This is a genomic window from Eubacterium oxidoreducens (genome assembly GCF_900104415.1).
GTDB classification, from domain to species: domain Bacteria; phylum Bacillota; class Clostridia; order Lachnospirales; family Lachnospiraceae; genus Eubacterium_C; species Eubacterium_C oxidoreducens.
The window spans coordinates 1-16128 of sequence record NZ_FMXR01000027.1; the positions used below are offsets into that span (position 1 = coordinate 1).

13 protein-coding genes, 8 tRNA genes, 1 rRNA gene and 1 riboswitch are annotated in these 16128 nt (G+C 40.5%); of the genes, 5 read left to right on the forward strand and 17 right to left on the reverse strand.

The window, feature by feature from the left end:
* Nucleotides 1–191 precede the first annotated feature (191 nt).
* Nucleotides 192–737, forward strand: a complete 546-nt coding sequence (locus BLS20_RS13125) for an RNA polymerase sigma factor (RefSeq protein ID WP_090174808.1) — start codon at nt 192–194, stop codon at nt 735–737.
* Nucleotides 734–2245, forward strand: coding sequence for an anti-sigma-I factor RsgI family protein (locus BLS20_RS13130; protein WP_090174809.1), 1512 nt, complete (start codon nt 734–736; stop codon nt 2243–2245). The genes BLS20_RS13125 and BLS20_RS13130 overlap by 4 nt, the downstream gene beginning before the upstream one ends.
* A 549-nt stretch (nt 2246–2794) precedes the next feature.
* Here BLS20_RS13130 and BLS20_RS13135 read toward each other — a convergent pair.
* The 3 genes from BLS20_RS13135 to BLS20_RS13150 all read right to left on the reverse strand — a co-directional run bounded on the left by BLS20_RS13135 (nt 2795) and on the right by BLS20_RS13150 (nt 7622).
* Nucleotides 2795–3367, reverse strand: coding sequence for a hypothetical protein (locus BLS20_RS13135; protein WP_176762424.1), 573 nt, complete (start codon nt 3365–3367; stop codon nt 2795–2797).
* 915 nt (nt 3368–4282) lie between these two features.
* Nucleotides 4283–5980 carry a BspA family leucine-rich repeat surface protein gene (locus BLS20_RS13145; RefSeq protein WP_090174812.1) on the reverse strand — a complete coding sequence of 566 codons (1698 nt, stop codon included), beginning with the start codon at nt 5978–5980 and terminating at the stop codon, nt 4283–4285.
* 25 nt (nt 5981–6005) lie between these two features.
* Nucleotides 6006–7622, reverse strand: coding sequence for a BspA family leucine-rich repeat surface protein (locus tag BLS20_RS13150; protein ID WP_176762425.1), 1617 nt, complete (start codon nt 7620–7622; stop codon nt 6006–6008).
* Nucleotides 7623–7706: 84 nt separating this feature from the next.
* A riboswitch (cyclic di-GMP riboswitch) is annotated at nt 7707–7782 on the reverse strand.
* 108 nt (nt 7783–7890) lie between these two features.
* On the opposite strand from BLS20_RS13150, the gene BLS20_RS13155 reads away from it, so the two are divergent.
* Nucleotides 7891–9243 carry an MATE family efflux transporter gene (locus tag BLS20_RS13155; RefSeq protein ID WP_090174814.1) on the forward strand — a complete coding sequence of 451 codons (1353 nt, stop codon included), beginning with the start codon at nt 7891–7893 and terminating at the stop codon, nt 9241–9243.
* Between the two features lie 42 nt (nt 9244–9285).
* On the opposite strand, the gene BLS20_RS13160 is transcribed toward BLS20_RS13155, so the two are convergent.
* The gene (locus BLS20_RS13160; protein ID WP_143010278.1) at nt 9286–10461 is read right to left on the reverse strand and encodes a fibronectin type III domain-containing protein; all 1176 of its coding nucleotides are present in this window, start codon (nt 10459–10461) and stop codon (nt 9286–9288) included.
* Nucleotides 10462–10657: 196 nt separating this feature from the next.
* Here BLS20_RS13160 and BLS20_RS13815 point away from each other — a divergent pair, with 196 nt between their 5' ends.
* A complete protein-coding gene (locus BLS20_RS13815; RefSeq protein ID WP_176762426.1) occupies nt 10658–10795 on the forward strand; it encodes a hypothetical protein in 138 nt (45 codons plus the stop codon).
* A gap of 8 nt (nt 10796–10803) precedes the next feature.
* Here the strand turns inward: BLS20_RS13815 and iscB are convergent, their stop codons facing one another.
* The 4 genes from iscB to BLS20_RS13180 form a co-directional block, all read right to left on the reverse strand.
* A complete protein-coding gene (gene iscB / locus BLS20_RS13165) occupies nt 10804–11487 on the reverse strand; it encodes an RNA-guided endonuclease IscB (RefSeq protein WP_090174816.1) in 684 nt (227 codons plus the stop codon).
* Nucleotides 11488–11883: 396 nt separating this feature from the next.
* A complete protein-coding gene (locus tag BLS20_RS13170) occupies nt 11884–12078 on the reverse strand; it encodes a helix-turn-helix transcriptional regulator (protein WP_090174817.1) in 195 nt (64 codons plus the stop codon).
* Nucleotides 12065–12592: a hypothetical protein gene (locus BLS20_RS13175; RefSeq protein WP_090174818.1), complete on the reverse strand. Its 528-nt coding sequence runs from the start codon at nt 12590–12592 to the stop codon at nt 12065–12067. The genes BLS20_RS13170 and BLS20_RS13175 overlap by 14 nt, the downstream gene beginning before the upstream one ends.
* Before the next feature lie 320 nt (nt 12593–12912).
* Nucleotides 12913–14205 (reverse strand): ATP-binding protein, encoded by a 1293-nt coding sequence (locus BLS20_RS13180; RefSeq protein WP_090174819.1) that lies wholly within the window; start codon nt 14203–14205, stop codon nt 12913–12915.
* A gap of 199 nt (nt 14206–14404) precedes the next feature.
* Here BLS20_RS13180 and BLS20_RS13820 point away from each other — a divergent pair, with 199 nt between their 5' ends.
* The gene (locus BLS20_RS13820; RefSeq protein ID WP_090174820.1) at nt 14405–14728 is read left to right on the forward strand and encodes a hypothetical protein; all 324 of its coding nucleotides are present in this window, start codon (nt 14405–14407) and stop codon (nt 14726–14728) included.
* Between the two features lies 1 nt (nt 14729).
* Here BLS20_RS13820 and BLS20_RS13190 read toward each other — a convergent pair.
* The 9 genes from BLS20_RS13190 to BLS20_RS13230 form a co-directional block, all read right to left on the reverse strand.
* Nucleotides 14730–14803 (reverse strand) — tRNA-Arg (locus BLS20_RS13190).
* Nucleotides 14804–14834: 31 nt separating this feature from the next.
* Nucleotides 14835–14918 (reverse strand) — tRNA-Leu (locus BLS20_RS13195).
* 22 nt (nt 14919–14940) lie between these two features.
* Nucleotides 14941–15013 (reverse strand) — tRNA-Val (locus BLS20_RS13200).
* A 7-nt stretch (nt 15014–15020) separates the two neighbouring features.
* Nucleotides 15021–15094 (reverse strand) — tRNA-Asp (locus BLS20_RS13205).
* Nucleotides 15095–15135: 41 nt separating this feature from the next.
* Nucleotides 15136–15209 (reverse strand) — tRNA-Ile (locus BLS20_RS13210).
* Nucleotides 15210–15216: 7 nt separating this feature from the next.
* A tRNA-Thr gene (locus tag BLS20_RS13215) sits at nt 15217–15289 on the reverse strand.
* A 32-nt stretch (nt 15290–15321) separates the two neighbouring features.
* Nucleotides 15322–15393: transfer RNA gene (locus BLS20_RS13220), tRNA-Glu, on the reverse strand.
* Nucleotides 15394–15435: 42 nt separating this feature from the next.
* Nucleotides 15436–15507: transfer RNA gene (locus BLS20_RS13225), tRNA-Asn, on the reverse strand.
* Between the two features lie 313 nt (nt 15508–15820).
* Nucleotides 15821–16128: ribosomal RNA gene (locus BLS20_RS13230) — 23S ribosomal RNA — on the reverse strand; the annotation flags it as partial.

A 16128-nucleotide genomic window follows, 5' to 3' on the forward strand; every position in this document is an offset into this window, starting at 1 on the left:
AACGCTCCGCGAGGATGCGCACGGATTCGGACAGGAATTTGTCTGCTGAAGCAGACCCGAATCCGGCGCGCAAGACTCGCGAGCGAGTCTTGACTAAATATGTCTGCCGTATTTATTTGCATTTTTTGTGATAAGGTGCAATAATTCTTAGATATTATGCATTAACCTTTACGGAGGGAGTATCACCACTTATGCAACGAATAAGTATTCCACCCGGTATATTTGAACAAATAGCCATGGGTGATAAAGCAGCATTTGAAACATTATATAATCTTACCTATAAAGCATTATTTGCAGTCATTCTCTCTTGGACAAAAAATCAGGAAAATGCCAAGGATATTCTGCAAGAAACCTATATTAAGATTTATAAATCCAGTCACTTATATAAAGAGCAAGGAAATCCTATGGCCTGGATGATAACCATCAGCCGTAATCTGTTCTTGATGAAAGTTCGAAGCGAACAGACCAATCCTGTCGATGGTGCCTATGAGCTTCAAGATTATGATATATGCGTAAATCAAATATCCGATGCCGACAATCGCATCTTAATCGAACAATTATTTGAGCATCTGTCTGACGAAGAACGAACCATCATCGTTATGCATCTTATAACCGGCTTAAAACATCGAGAAATTGCCGCACAGCTGCATATACCGGTTGGGACTGTTCTATCCAAATATAATCGCGCAATTAAGAAATTAAAATCCGTTGCCGACAAGAAAGGAGGCACAATATGAGTAAAGTGATAAAAGACAACTTAATGACAGCATTTGAAGAACTTACACCGGATTGCTTTGATGAAATCATTGCTCGTATTGATGCCGATGAAACGATAGACGACGAAGCGCTCGTGCAAGACATTCCTCCTGCCAAAGCTTCCCGCCGCGTCCTTCGTTATACGCTTGTCCCGGCAGCGGCAGCGGCCATATGTGCCATTTCATTTGGGCTAAATGCCACAGCTGACGATAGCATTGGTACGTTATATATTGATGTCAATCCCAGCATCAGCATCTCCTATGATAAAGAGGGTTTGGTAAATGACATCCTTGCAGAGAATGAAGACGGTGCAGATCTGTTAGAAGATATTGATGTTCGCCAATATAAAGATATGGAATTATCCGACTCGGTTAATATGGTTTTAACACAGTTAGATCAGGACGGTTATTTTGAAGATTCTACTGCCGATTTAATCATTTCTAATTGTTTGAAAGAAACCTCCGAGGATAACGCCATTGATGAAAGCATCAATGAAACCATCACCAGCTATGCGCAGGATAATTCTCTAGATGCCACCTGGGTAAGCCAGTCCTTTGAAGACGATGACGCTTTGACCAGCACAGCCATGGAAGAACAAGTCTCTGTCGGCAAATATTATTTTCTTCAGCATATAACCGAAAATACCGGCATTGATGTTACCGGTCTAAAAGACGAAAGTGTAAAAAATATCTACGCCTACCTGTATGATGCGCAAATTGACCTAACCACAGATGATTCTATTACGCTCATGCATGTTGCGCCAGATGACAATGAATCCAAAGAAACGCAGGATGTTGATGACTCTGCAAGCACATTTGATGATTCTACGAATTCGGATCATGAGCTTAAGGAACCAAACACCCAAAATTCTTCAGATTCATCTTCAACCGATACGACTACGGAGGATTCCACACAGTCCGATTCCTTAGATTCGGATCATGAAGAGACGGATTCGATTGCGAATCCGCCGGCAACATCTGATTCCTCTGATAACAAGAAATCAGATCATACAAACCACCCGAATACACCTTCAGAATCCGGCAATGCAACTACCTCCGATCAACCCACAAAGCCGGATTCTAATTCCAAGCATAAAACCAATACACCTATTGCAATTACCAATACCGTTGTTAAGGCCAATGGCAATATCAGCATTCGTTTTTCCGAATCGGCTTATTACAGCAAGTATTATAAGGCAATTGTACAAGATGATGATGGCAATGTTGTGGAAACCTCATTGGTTAAGAAAACCAAACATCGCCTGGTACTAAATGCAACCGACCTAGAAGATGATACCACTTACACGATTCTCATCTATGGCGTAAAAAGCAATTCCCAAACAAAGGCCAAATGCCTTAGTACCACCTTTACACTAGAACTAAGCACTCCGGATGCTTCAACCACACAAGCCTCATCTCCTCCGACTGATTCTGGTTCCATAGAAGAAGAAACGACTTCTAAAGAAAACGACAATAGCGAACTTCCTTAATCATTTGGAAGTTCGCGTATTTAACTCAGTCGGGATACAAGCTCCGACTGAGTTAAACGCTCCGCGAGGATGCGCACGGATTCGGACAGGAATTTGTCTGCTGAAGCAGACCCGAATCCGGCGCGCAAGACTCGCGAGCGAGTCTTGACAAAAAAATTATTTTTTTTGCAATAAAATGCAATCTATGTGCATTTACTTATTGATGGGAACACAAAAAGAGTGTAAATATGTAAGAGATGTTTCTACAATCTAACTTACTCCCCCTAGAATGTAGTTACTGTCTTATATTTCCCAGAAACTTATATACATCTCATCCCCTCGAATAAGGTTTGTCCACAAAAAACAATCATAAATAAAATAATTTCATTCCACTATATGAAAACCTTATTCCTCACTCTATGAGAATGTATGAAGCCACCACGGCCCGCACCGTGTGTGGCTTCCTTTTTCCTGCAACGTATCTTCATAAATAAAATTCTTTATAAAAAAATGGTTTTCTATGATACTTCTAAAGTGTATCACAGAAAACCATTTTACATTGCATTCTTGTTATTGCGTATTATAATTTTGAACAGCCTGCATTCTAATCTGTGCATCAATTGTGTCACTAGCTGTATCTTCATATGCTTCTTTAATCGCATCTCCTACTCTGGTTGCTTCTTCCGATACCGCCTGATATCCTGTCATTTTCTCAATTGCCTGACTATTCGTATTTTGCAGGCTTTCGATTCGTTCTTCTCTAGCCTCAATCTCACTTTCATAATCAGCTCTTGAGATTTTTCCTTGCAGATAGAGCTGCTCTAACTGTTGATTAGACATTCCTGCATAAGAAGTTACCTGAAAATCTTCCACGCTTGTATCTGTTTTTTGTACTGGTTCATCTTCTATCTCTGTTTCTGAATGTATCACCTTAACATCTAATTTTTCATTACCTTCCGGACTTACCTGAACCGTATCCCCGTCCTCTGAAACTGATACTACATTCTCAAGTTCTACTTCTTTTTCCTTTATCTCTTCGGGAGCTGAAACCTGCTCATGTCCCTCCGATGTCTTAGGAGCGCTAGTCGGTGTCGTAGTATTCGTTGAAGGATTCAAAGATGTGTTCGTGATTGCCGCGTTCAAACTATCCGACATCATCATACCTCCGTTCTTAATACCGAATATACATTCTCTAACAGTACTATTATACTAGTTTTTTCAGAATATGCAAATATTTTTATTCGAAAGACGGAACTTTGCGCAATTCTTTTCTTCTTTTTCAGACAATGCTTGGGGCTGTGACCCTGGTTTTCTTGCCCAGCTCCCCAAGCCAAATCAATTCTTGGGGGTGCGACCCTGGTTTTCTTGCCCGGCTCCCCAAGCTCTAGTCAATTCTTGGGGGCGACGCTTCGCTTTTCTTGCCTGCCTCCCCAAGCCAAATCAAGTCTTGGGGCTGCGACCCTGATTTTCTGACCTGGCTCCCCAAGCCAAAACAAATCTTGGGGGCGACGCTTCGCTTTTCTGGCCCGGCTCCCCAAAACAAATCAATTCTTGGGGCGACGCCGCGCTTTTCTTACCTGCCTCCCCAAACCAAATCAATTCTTGGGGCTGCGACCCTGGTTTTCTTGCCCAGCTCCCCAAACCAAATCAATTCTTGGGAGCGACGCTTCGCTTTTCTTACCTGGCTCCCCAAGCCAAATCAATTCTTGGGGCTGCGACCTCGTTTTTCTGACCTGGCTCCCCAAGCTCCGGCAATTCTTGGGGGTGACGCTTCGCTTTTCTGGCCTGGCTCCCCAACCTCTGACAATTCTTGGGGGTGACGCTTCGCTTTTCTTACCTGCCTCCCCAAGCTCCGGCATTTCTTGGGGGTGACGCTTCGCTTTTCTTGCCCAGCTCCCCAAACCAAATCAATTCTTGGGGCTGTGACCCTGGTTTCTTGCCCAGCTCCCCAAACCAAATCAATTCTTGGGGGCTGCGACCCTGGTTTTCTTGCCAGGAAAGTAACCTTAAAAGTTACCGTAAAAAAAACAAGCGCCCTGCTGTAGAGCGCTTGTTTTGCTATTTTACTTTGATTTTGAATGTTTTGATGATACTGGCACTCTGATAGTTCAAATCACACGACCACACTTCCACCTTCACCTTATAGGTACCTTTTTTTAGTCCCTTTTTAACCGTTACATTTCCTGTTTTTTCGTTTATCTTTATTTTTTTGTTACCCGATTCCTTTATATATCCAACGGTTCCCTTAGCCTTGGATACCTTAAGGACTTTTGACACTTTTAATTTTTGAGATTTCTTTTTTAATTTAGAATACTTAACAGTAGCTGTTTTTGCCTTAACTACCATTGGATTTTCTGCTTCTTCTATATTAAATTTAATTGTCTGAGTTCCAAATCCTGTACCTTTTCCTGTTACAGTGACCGTTGCTGTTCCTGTTTTTTTATTTGAAGAATATTTTACCGTATAATCTGTATTCAGCGTTAAATTTCCGTACTCTGGATATTCAACTGTTACCGTTGGTTTAATTGCTTTTCCTGTATATGTATAGCTCTCCTTTGGAATCGTAATATTTGCATCCTCAATGTTAAAGGCGAGATATAAAACTATACTTTTTGTTTGATTTTTTGGAAGAGAAGTATACTTATTTTTGCTTCCGTCCATATAATATGTCCAAAACTCTGTTGTCACATCACCTGTAACCGCCGGTGTTTTAAGTGTCTTTAATTTATAACAACCTTCAAACATATTACTCATATAGTTTACATTTTTTGTATTAAACTGACTTATATCCAGTGTTTTTAAGGAACTACATCCCTCAAACATGCCCTCCATATCAGTTACGTTTTCTGTGTTAAACACTTTTAAATCAAGCGTTTTTAATGACGTGCAATATCTAAACATTGCATACATCTCAATTACTGAAGAGGTGTCAAAACTACTCACATCCACTTTCGATAAGTTTTTACACTGCAAAAACATCTTCGACATATCCGTAACTTTACTTGTATCAAAACTATCCAGATCTAATTCTTGAAGTTTTTCGCAACATGCAAACATACCATACATATCTGTAACATTGCTTGTATTGAAGTTATCTAAATCCAACTCCTGAAGAACCCTACATCCATCAAACATGCAACCCATAGCTGTAACATTACTCGTATCAAAATTGCTTATATCTAAGTCGCTAAGGCGAATACAACTCTCAAACATTTCATTCATAGATGTAACCTTCGACGTATCGAATCCTGTTACATCTATGCTACGTAAATATTCACAATGATCAAACATGTATGACATGTCTGTAACATTTGAAGTGTCGAATCCGCTTACGTCAAGATTACTTAAATAATTACAAGCTGAAAACATCTTCTCCATGGTAGTAACATTACTTGTATTCCATCCTGTGGTATCAATACTCCTTACATAAACACAGTTTTGAAACAGATTACTACAATCTTCCGGCAGATATAAGCTTGCGCTGGAATCTGCCATCTTAATTTTTTTCAAATCATATGTGTATGTTTCTGTCACATCTAAAAACAAATCTTTATCAAGTACCCCTGACTCTGCTGAAACACTTATTGTTAATGTTCCATCTTCATCAATTGCACCGGTTACATCTGTACCCAAACTAATATCTGTCTGCGCTTCTGTTGCAGAAACCTGTACTGCGTTTCCAAACGTTGCCGGCATCAATCCGAACCCTAATCCCGCACACAAAAATCCTGTTATAATACGTTTTCGTAATTTCATTTTAATCTCCTCATATGTCAACAACTTATTTCACTTTAATTTTTCCAATCTTTGTTACTATTTTCGATTTATATTTACTATTGCCTGTTGCTGTTACTTTTATCTTGACTTTATATAATCCCTTCGTTAATCCTTTCTTTATAGTGATTCTTCCCGTTTTTTTATTAATGGTTATTTTTGAATTACCTGAAATCTTAGAATAGGTCACTTTACCTTTATTTTTCGATACTGATAATACCTTGGAAATGTTCAGTGATTGTGATTTTTCTTTTATTTTTGAATATTTAACATTTACTTTCTTGGCTTTTACTTTTAAGGTGTTTATCGCTTTTTTGATTACAAATGTTTTCTTAACCGTTCCACTACAGGTGTTTTTTGCTTTAACAGTAACCGTCGCTGTACCTACCTTCTTGTTATTGCTGTATGAGACCGTGTAATCGGTACCCTGTGTTAATGTAATATTTCCCAATTTCACAGTTACTTCCGGTTTAATTGCTTTCCCTGTATATGTGTAACTTTTTTGAGAAAGACTTATAGTAGCATTTTTAATATTTGATTTTGTTAATAAAACACTTGTCGACACTTCACTCGGCAGTTCTGTGTACACCAATCCTGCTGTAGTCTCATAGTATCCCGGCAGCTCACTTACGCAATCACTTGTGCTCTTAGGTGTTTTGATTGTTTGCAGGTTATTGGATTCACAAAACATACCATCCGCGTAATTCGCACTACTAATGTCAAAACTGCTAAGATCCAAGCTTGTTAAACTATTGCAATATGCAAACATCGATGAAAATTCTTTTACATAGCTTGTATCAAAACTGCTAACATCTATACTTTTCAAATTTGTGCACTGATAAAACATACCAACCATGTTTTGTACGTGTTCCGTATTAAATCCTGACACATCTATCGTTGTAAGCTTGTTACAAAAATAAAACATAAAAGATAGATCTGTCACTTTACTGGTATCAAAACTACTAACATTTACACTTTCTAATCTTGTGCAATCACCAAACATTGTCCCCATATTTTTAACATTGCTCGTATTAAATCCTGACAAGTCCAACGAGGTTAATGTACTACATGCACGAAACATATACGACATATCTGTAACTTTGCTCGTATCAAAACTACTTAAATCTAAACTTTCTATTTCTGCACATCCACGAAACATACCGCCTAAATTTGTTACATTTTCCGTGTTAAAACCACTAAGTTCAATACTTTCTAACCCAGCGCAATTACGGAACATATATTGCATATTCGTAACATTACTTGTATCCCATGCACTTGTATCAATCGACACTAGATTAGAACACTCTGCAAATAAATAACTACTGTTCGACGGCAAATATAAAGTTCCATTTCCCTCTGCCATTTTAATAGCTGTTAGTAATCCCCCATAAGACTCTGTCCAGGTTGTAAAAAGGGTATTATCCAGTGTTCCCCCATCAGATGGAACTGTAATTGTTAAAACTCCATCTTCATCAAGTGCTCCCGTCACATTTGTACCAAATGCAATGTCCGTCTGTGCTTCAACAGCATACGCTTTCACTGTTCCTGCGAATGCCGTTGGCAAACTACACATTCCAAGTCCCGCACAAAGAATTCCCACTAAAATTCTTTTACTCAGTTTCATTTTTGTCCCTCCATAACTGATCTTTGTTTCGAAATATTCAAAATTAGACAAAAAAATAACGCTATCCATCGTATAGCGCCTCAAAATTGCAACTGGCTACCATATAACAGGCCCTATAGTTTTGCGTCCTTAGGTTTCCCTAAGTTTGCCGATTTTTCTTCTATTTTGAACTATAACATTATAAAAAAAAAAAGAAGATTGTCAACTATTATTACTTAAATAATGTATCCATTTGCCACCCCACCTTCCTTGCAGTAAAATACCAAGTATGAGTACTATAAAAAAAACGAACCTGCTGCAGGGCAGCCTGTGGAAATCGATGTTAATCTTCTCGATTCCACTGATTATCACAAACCTATTACAAGCCATCTACAGCATTGTAGATATGATTATTGTGGGACACTTTGCAGGCTCTGCCGGTCTTACGGCAGTCGGAAATGGCGGACAGATTACACAGCTAATTTTAGTAGTTGTGCTTGGAATGTCCAATGGTGGAGCCGTCCTAGTGGCACAGATGATTGGCGCTAAGAAAAAAGAACAAATTGTAGATGTAACCAGCACGATGTGCACGCTTTTTTTCTGGATTGGACTAGCCGTAACCATCGTGATTTTCATTCTTTCACCGCTGCTATTGCAAGCAATGGATACGCCATCGGAAGCCTATGTGCAGACACTGTCATATCTTCGTATCTGTCTTATTGGAACCGTCTTCATCTATCTGTATAATGTGATGGCCGCACTTCTTAGAGGCGTCGGTGAATCAATGATTCCGATGATTTTAATTTTGATCACAGCCATTCTTAACATTGTATTGGATTTGATTTTAGTTGGTCACTTTGATATGAATGCTACAGGTGCTGCTATTGCAACCTTAAGTACACAGGTTATCTGCTGCATTTTGGTCTTTCCACTTGCCGGCAGAAAGTACGACTACTTCAACCTAAGAAATGTAAAACTGAAAATCAAGAAAAATATCTTAAAGAATATTGTAAAGATTGGTCTGCCACAAGCCGTTCAGTTCACGATCACCAATCTCTCCTTTTTGCTGGTTTTGGTTTTGGTCAATCACTACGGCAATACCGCATCCGCAATCTCGGTATCGGTAACAAGGCTTAGCTCCTTTGCCGTTCTTGCAGGACAGGCAATGATGACCGCCATCATCGCCATGAGTGGACAAAATATCGGAGCCGGCAATTATGCCAGAGCACAAAAGGGCATGCTGGTCGGACTGGTCTATGCACTACCACTGGCCGTCGTCTTCTTTTTACTTTCGGAATTCATACCGGCAACGATGCTACGCATCTTCACCACAGATGCTGACGTTCTTGCAACCGGAGGACCGTATCTGCAGATTTTTGCCTGGAGCTTCCTAATTGAGACCGTAATGTTTTGTCTGTTCGGACTTCTTATCGGAGCGGGTTACACCCATGTTACGATGAGCTGTGCGATTACGACTTCCTTTGCTGTACGCTATGCTCTGGCCATGATTTTCAGCCGGCTGACGCCTCTTGGATTCTTAGGAATTGCACTAGCATATCCCTTTGCACCAGTATGCTCATGTACCATCTGCATTATCTTTATCCTAAGCGGACGCTGGAAGAAAAGTCGCATAAAATTGTAAACAAACGGATGTAGCCTTTGACCTTGACTACATCCGTTATTTTTAATGCACATATTCTTCTGCAATACTTGTTCCAAGTGTACCGGTACCATCCGAGCCAATCTGTAGCGTACAGTTGCTCACGACATTGTTATAATACACCGGATTATTTGTCTGAAGCGTAAATCCCTCTGTCGGAACCGTATACGTGGTCGCCTGAGCTGAGCCGGTTGTTCCGTCGCTAACCCATACCACCGGAACCAGCTTTAAGATGACGCTCTTACCTGTTTTTAACACCAGCGTCTTGTCACTTGTCGCCGTCCAGGTCTTTTGTCCGTCTGTCGAATAATATACCTTAAAGTACGTAGTGGCATCTATATCTTCCTGATACAGAAACTCTTCTGTGAATTTCAAATTACCCATCTTCTCCGTAGATGTCAGCTGTACCACCATCTCATCAACCGTCGAGCCAAGTGCGGCATCAAGATAAGTTGCTTCAAAAACTCCATTTTTCTTGACGGCCCTCTTCGTCATAACCTCCGACCACGGACCGTATTTTTTCTTGGTTCCAACCTTCCGATAACTTCTAATCTTGTACTTATAAGTCGTTCCTGTCGTTACCGTCTTGTCCTTATAAGTAACATATGATTTATTCTTTTTTCTCTTAATTGTTTTAATCTTCTTATACTTTCCGCCGACTTCCTTTCGATAGATCTGAAAGCCCTGGGCTTTCATCCCCTGATCCCCATAATAAATCCACAGATCAATTCTTGACGATGATACATATCCGTCGGCATAGAGATAATCATCCCACATCATGGTGTCCGGTCCTGTATATACACTAAGTTCGGATTCTTCCACCTTCTTATAACTGCTGCCCTTCTTCTTAAGCGCCACCACTTTATAGACATACCAGCGACCATACTTAACATTATTATCCGTGTATTTTGTTGTGCCGCTGCCGGTCGTCTTAATCTTTTTATACTTTAATTGTTTATTTGTAAGGCCGCTGTCCGGCTCCTTTTTTAATGCCTTAGAGCGGTAGATGCGATAGAGCTTTGCCTTGCTGCTCTTGTTCCACTTTACCTTGACCTTCACGTTCTTGGTAGATATAGCCTTCGGTGTCAGTGATGTCAGTTTAAATGCCTCAGCCGCAGTCGGTTGCACCCCCGGATAACATCCGATACTCACCACCATCGCAAGTACCATGGCCCCTATAATAGTTCTCATCTTTTTCATATTCATACGCCCCTTTCGTATTAATCCTCTCCTTACTTTTATTGTAAAATCCCTCTGATAACTTGTAAATTACATCTTTTTGTATTCTTTTTTGGAATACTGATACTCTATTTAACAATTTTTCAAATTGTATACACGCACGATATACTAAATATAACCCCGGGAGATTTATTCATATTTTAGGAGGTATCTTTTTATGAATCGCACAAAGAGAAACGAATTATTTGGCTTTGGAAAAGGTTGTGGAACCATTCTATATTGCCTGCTCATGTTTTGGTTTTATGCGGGTATGGTCTTTGGTAGTTTTATAGTTCCTTTGTGGTATCCTGTATGACAAGTTTCTCATAGCGTAATAAGGTTGTTTGGTGCATTACCGCCCGTCTTTCTGCTTTCTATATGATGAATATTGAGCACCTTATCTTTTGATTTTCCTTTACAACATTGGCAAATATGATTATCTCTAAATAAGACATATTCCCTAACATTCCAAAAGTCTAACTGTTCACCTTGTTGATAGTCTGTACCGCTTATTTTAGGATTTTTAATCTTTTGGATGTCAAAACTTGCTACCTCTACAATAATTTTAGTAATAGGCAAAATCTTATTTACCTTATCTATCATAGTTAGGTGACAATCCACTTTTTGTTGTACCGATGGTGCTAACCAACCATCTTTTCTTCTACGATTGTCAAACCTTGCCTTGCGGTATCTTGTTTTCTTGTTTCTACGAGTTCTCCTAAATTGTCTACGGGTAGAAATATTATCCACTATATCGTTCCTTAATTCTACATCAGCCTCGAATAATACTTTGTCTTTGGTAGTAGCAGATATACCTATATGCTTACTACCACTATCTACTCCCAAAGTAATCTCTTGTGTATGAGTCGTGCTTTCATACAACAGTTGTATAGTAAACGGACATTTTCTAACAACTTTAGCTTTGTTAGACTTTAATAATCTACGAATCTTTCCATGCCTATCGGTAGGCATTAAAGGTTGTCCGTCTTTTCCTAAAACATATACCATAATAGGCACTCCTTTCGTAAATATTTATAGGATTTTCGCTATAAGCCAGTTCCTATAAGACTGTTGTGTACCATCGCCAATGTTAATGAGAGGTTTGTATGCTTACATCACTATCCCTACCTCACAGGATTGTTTAAACATAAGCCGTAGTGTTTGGAACTTGGTACTACATTCCAAAGTACCTATATATTCTCTCTTAACGTAGTTCTCGAAGAACTTAGGCTACTCACTATGAGGCTGAACAACTTTTGATTGCTCAACCCCCTGCGCTTGCGCAGGGGTTAGTGAGGGTCTGGCGAAACGACAATTCTAAGTTATATCTTCAGGACTTTCTAGAAGAAACAGATCGTTACTTTTCTTCCTAACCAAAAGGTCCGGCAACATGCCGAACCTTCCTTATTCTTCCCAAAACAATTCATCCAGCGTTTTATCAAGCGCCTTACAGATGGCAATGCACAGCGCAATCGTAGGATTGTAATCTCCCTTTTCAATTGCATTGATAGTCTGTCTCGATACCTGGCACAGGTCTGCAAGCTGTTGCTGCGATAGGTCCTTTCCAGCGCGTGCTGCTTTCATTCTAAGATTCTTCATACTTGTCACTCCTTCGGTTCATCAAACACTTCGCTGCCACCGATCCTAATATCACAGCAAATAAGAGTGATACTGCCACATTGAGAAACAGGGAAAAACCATCTTTTTCTCCTTCTTTCACCAATTCATAATTTCCAATAGCTGCAAACACATTAGCAACGATCACGATTATGCAAAGCATTATCCAACTCTTAATTTTTTGTCCAACCTGCACATAAGCATCATTAAAAATACAGTAAACTTCCGTAACTGCACAACCGATAAACACGATTGCAATTGTCGCTTCCTGATAGTTAATAAACTCTTTCATCAACTCATATAAAAACAGACCATAAATCAGATTCAAAAGTACAATAACTGTAAATCCATACTTAAATCCCGCTCCCCTGATTGCTCTTTGCCGCTCATCATAACGACTCTCCATACGCTTCGATACTTTTCTGACGATTGCTACAACCACTGCAATTGCTACTACCGACATCACAAAAATAATAAAACTCATGTAATTGTTCATCTTGATTCCTCCGCTGATTCCTATCATGTGAATACATGTTTTTGTTTTTATAAGGAGTATTTTCCTCATACGACATAATGTCAAGTATATGTTACATTTTGCCATTTGCATATTTCTCATGCAAATTTATAACAGTGGCAAATGTCGCAATAATCAAAAACGCATATATACTGTTTACTTATAAATTACAATCGCCTCTCCAGACACCTCATTACAAAAAGCGCCTTGGCTATCAGCTGCAGCCTCGGCGCTTTCATTCATTCAATTTATACAATTTCTTGCTCACGGCGTGTTAAATATTTTTTGATTATAGTTTGTGGCTAATTTTTCAGGCATCCGATAGGAATGACATATACGCCGTCTTCACGCTTATAACCATATTCAGTCGCGGTTATGACAAGCTTAAGATCCGGCAATCTTAGCGGGACCTGTTTTTCCTTTTTGTTGTACTCTCCAATGAGTCTTTCTATCTTGCATAGATGTTCGGCACCCATATCAATTTCTTTACTTCCGAGTTTGAATTCTATCAGAGCATATCGCCCATCCTTAAGATGAAGAACTGCGTCCACTTCCAAACCATAGCGATCATGGTAATATGAGACTTCTCCGTTCATTCCGGAGGAATAAATCTTTAGGTCTCTGATACATAATGACTCAAAAAGGAAACCTAAGGTCTTGAAATCGGTATTGAAGTAGTCAGGCGAAAGACCCAGTGCTGCTACTGCTATGGATGGATCCACTAGATTTCTTTTGTTACCGGATCTGATTGCTTCTTTTGAACGGATTGCGGGACACCATGCAGGTAATTCGTCTATTATGTATAAATCTTCAAGATCATGGAAATAATCATAGAAAGTAGGCTTTGATATTCCCGTTGCCTGCGAAGTATCTGAAAAAATGGTTTTTGTTTCTGCCAAAGTACATATATTTCTTGAATAGGATCTTATCAGGCGTTCTGCCCATAAAGGATTCCTTTTAACATGGCTGATATTAGAAATATCAGTATGACAAGTCTGATAAAAGAGATCAGATGCGATAGAAAGCGCAGCTTCCCTGTTCTCGATATCAATACTTTGCGGCCATCCGCCACGACAGATAGCATAGATCAGGTCGTCAATCGTCAGCTTAGACTCTTCCCATTCGATATCCTTTCCTTCAAAAAGATCCATAAGCGAAACGGTACCCGAAGACTCGCCGCTCTCATACAGACTCATAGGAAACATACGAAGTGTTGAAATCCTCAGTGTTCCGGTATGAGCCGTTTCAACCTTCTGGGAAGATGAGCCGGTAAGGATATACTGACCTTTTAATCCGGAGTCGTCCACGCTTTTACGTATTGCTCCCCAAATCTTCGGAGCATCCTGCCATTCGTCAAACAGCCTTGGTTTATCTCCGATCAGAAGCTTTGAAGGCATGTTTTCGGCAACGGACAAAAGCCTTTCTCGGGTATCTTCATCTTGAAACTCTATATAGCTATTTGCATAATGCTTTGCAGTTGTTGTTTTTCCACAGCCCTTTGGTCCCACGATTAATGTTGCACCAAAAGCCTCGAGCTTTAGTTCTAACGCGGAATCAGTTATTCGGTTGCGATATATCTTTTCTGTATTATCCATATGTTATTCACCTCAAGGATGATTATACTTCATTTAACATATATGTGCAATTTTGTTTTACATTTATGAGGTCGAGTATCTTACACATATGTGATATAATGTTTTACAGATTTGTGGCGGAAATGTTATGGGAATATCCCGCCGTTACCTGTAATAGTAAAGATCCCGCCTCATAAGGAGGACGATACGTTAATCCTGTATGTTTCATGTGACTAATAATTGCGCTTTTCAAAAGATTATTTCAAGCTTGCTTACCGAAGCACCGACCGAGCCGGCAGGCGAGACTTCGAACCCCTTCGAAGACGAACTGCCAGTAAGTAAAACAAAAAAGACAGGGAATCTCTCTTCCTTCTTTGTCTTACCGTGCGTGAGAGGGTGCGGTGTGCCGGTGGCACACTCGACAAGCTTGCTTGGCGAAGCACCGACCGAGCCGGCAGGCGAGACTTCGAACCCCTTCGAAGACGAACTGCCGGTGAGTAAAACAAAAAAGACAGGGAATAATCCTGTCTTTTTGTTTTATTAAGCGTGCGTGAGAGGATTCGAACCCCCGACACCTTGGTCCGTAGCCAAGTGCTCTATCCAGCTGAGCTACACACACATATTCAATTCGTACAGACCTCTCTGTACAATGCCCGCGACCGGAATCGAACCGGTACTGTATCACTACAACAGGATTTTAAGTCCTGCGCGTCTGCCAGTTCCGCCACGCGGGCATATGCAAGTTATTCTTGCAAATGGGACCTACAGGGCTCGAACCTGTGACCCTCTGCTTGTAAGGCAGATGCTCTCCCAGCTGAGCTAAGATCCCATATAAACGACCCAGAAGGGACTCGAACCCTCGACCTCCGCCGTGACAGGGCGGCGCTCTAACCAACTGAGCCACTAGGCCATGCAAATGATATTTTAACAAACTTCGTCTCAAAAGACAAGTGGACCTTCTGGGACTCGAACCCGGGACCGACCGGTTATGAGCCGGTTGCTCTAACCAACTGAGCTAAAGGTCCAAATAAGAGCCGATGATCGGACTCGAACCGATAACCTGCTGATTACAAATCAGCTGCTCTGCCAATTGAGCCACATCGGCACATCATATGATTGCTTCGTAGCAAAACAAAATGACTCCTACGGGAATCGAACCCGTGTTACCGCCGTGAAAGGGCGATGTCTTAACCGCTTGACCAAGGAGCCTAATATAAGTTCCTTATCGAATTCACGACAAGTCAACAAAAACTCCCCGAGTAGGGCTCGAACCTACAACATCACGGTTAACAGCCGTGCGCTCTACCATTGAGCTATCGAGGATTATAAAGGTATTGTACCTTCAAAACTTCACACAAAAGAGACATGTGACAAGCCTATCGATTGCTATTATACTATAAAACCAATCTTTTGAAAACATAATTTTTATTCATTGATTTCGAATGATTTACGCTTAGTAAAACGAATCAGCTCGAAACTCGAGTAATTTACGCTTTGGATGACAAAACCAATCAGCTCGAAACATTCGTTTCTCGGTGCCGTTTGCAGGCAAACGGTCCTAATTCTCGATGCAGAATTTTTTGCAAACAAGTTTGCTAAATCCTGCCTCTTCGAATTAATTGGTTTTACTCCTTATTCGATCAAGCCATCGACCGATTAGTGACAGTCAGCTCCATACATTACTGCACTTCCACCTCTGCCCTATCTACCTTGTAGTCTTCAAGGGGTCTTACTTTCTTTAAGAAAGGGATATCTCATCTTGGAGGGGGCTTCACGCTTAGATGCCTTCAGCGTTTATCCCTTCCGGACTTGGCTACTCTGCAATGCCCTTGGCAGAACAGCAGATACACCAGTGGTCCGTCCAGCCCGGTCCTCTCGTACTAAGGCCAGCTCTCCTCAGATATCCTACGCCCGCGCCGGATAGGGACCGAACTGTCTCACGAC

Excerpts from the sequence above, each read along its gene's own strand:
- BLS20_RS13125 (WP_090174808.1), top strand. The coding sequence starts at position 192 with ATGCAACGAATAAGTATTCCACCCGGTATATTTGAACAAATAGCCATG.
- BLS20_RS13130 (WP_090174809.1), top strand. The coding sequence starts at position 734 with ATGAGTAAAGTGATAAAAGACAACTTAATGACAGCATTTGAAGAACTT.
- BLS20_RS13145 (WP_090174812.1), bottom strand. The coding sequence starts at position 5,980 with ATGAAATTACGAAAACGTATTATAACAGGATTTTTGTGTGCGGGATTA.
- BLS20_RS13150 (WP_176762425.1), bottom strand. The coding sequence starts at position 7,622 with ATGAAACTGAGTAAAAGAATTTTAGTGGGAATTCTTTGTGCGGGACTT.
- BLS20_RS13155 (WP_090174814.1), top strand. The coding sequence starts at position 7,891 with ATGAGTACTATAAAAAAAACGAACCTGCTGCAGGGCAGCCTGTGGAAA.
- BLS20_RS13160 (WP_143010278.1), bottom strand. The coding sequence starts at position 10,461 with ATGAAAAAGATGAGAACTATTATAGGGGCCATGGTACTTGCGATGGTG.
- BLS20_RS13815 (WP_176762426.1), top strand. The coding sequence starts at position 10,658 with ATGAATCGCACAAAGAGAAACGAATTATTTGGCTTTGGAAAAGGTTGT.
- iscB (WP_090174816.1), bottom strand. The coding sequence starts at position 11,487 with ATGGTATATGTTTTAGGAAAAGACGGACAACCTTTAATGCCTACCGAT.
- BLS20_RS13170 (WP_090174817.1), bottom strand. The coding sequence starts at position 12,078 with ATGAAGAATCTTAGAATGAAAGCAGCACGCGCTGGAAAGGACCTATCG.
- BLS20_RS13175 (WP_090174818.1), bottom strand. The coding sequence starts at position 12,592 with ATGAACAATTACATGAGTTTTATTATTTTTGTGATGTCGGTAGTAGCA.
- BLS20_RS13180 (WP_090174819.1), bottom strand. The coding sequence starts at position 14,205 with ATGGATAATACAGAAAAGATATATCGCAACCGAATAACTGATTCCGCG.
- BLS20_RS13820 (WP_090174820.1), top strand. The coding sequence starts at position 14,405 with ATGTTTCATGTGACTAATAATTGCGCTTTTCAAAAGATTATTTCAAGC.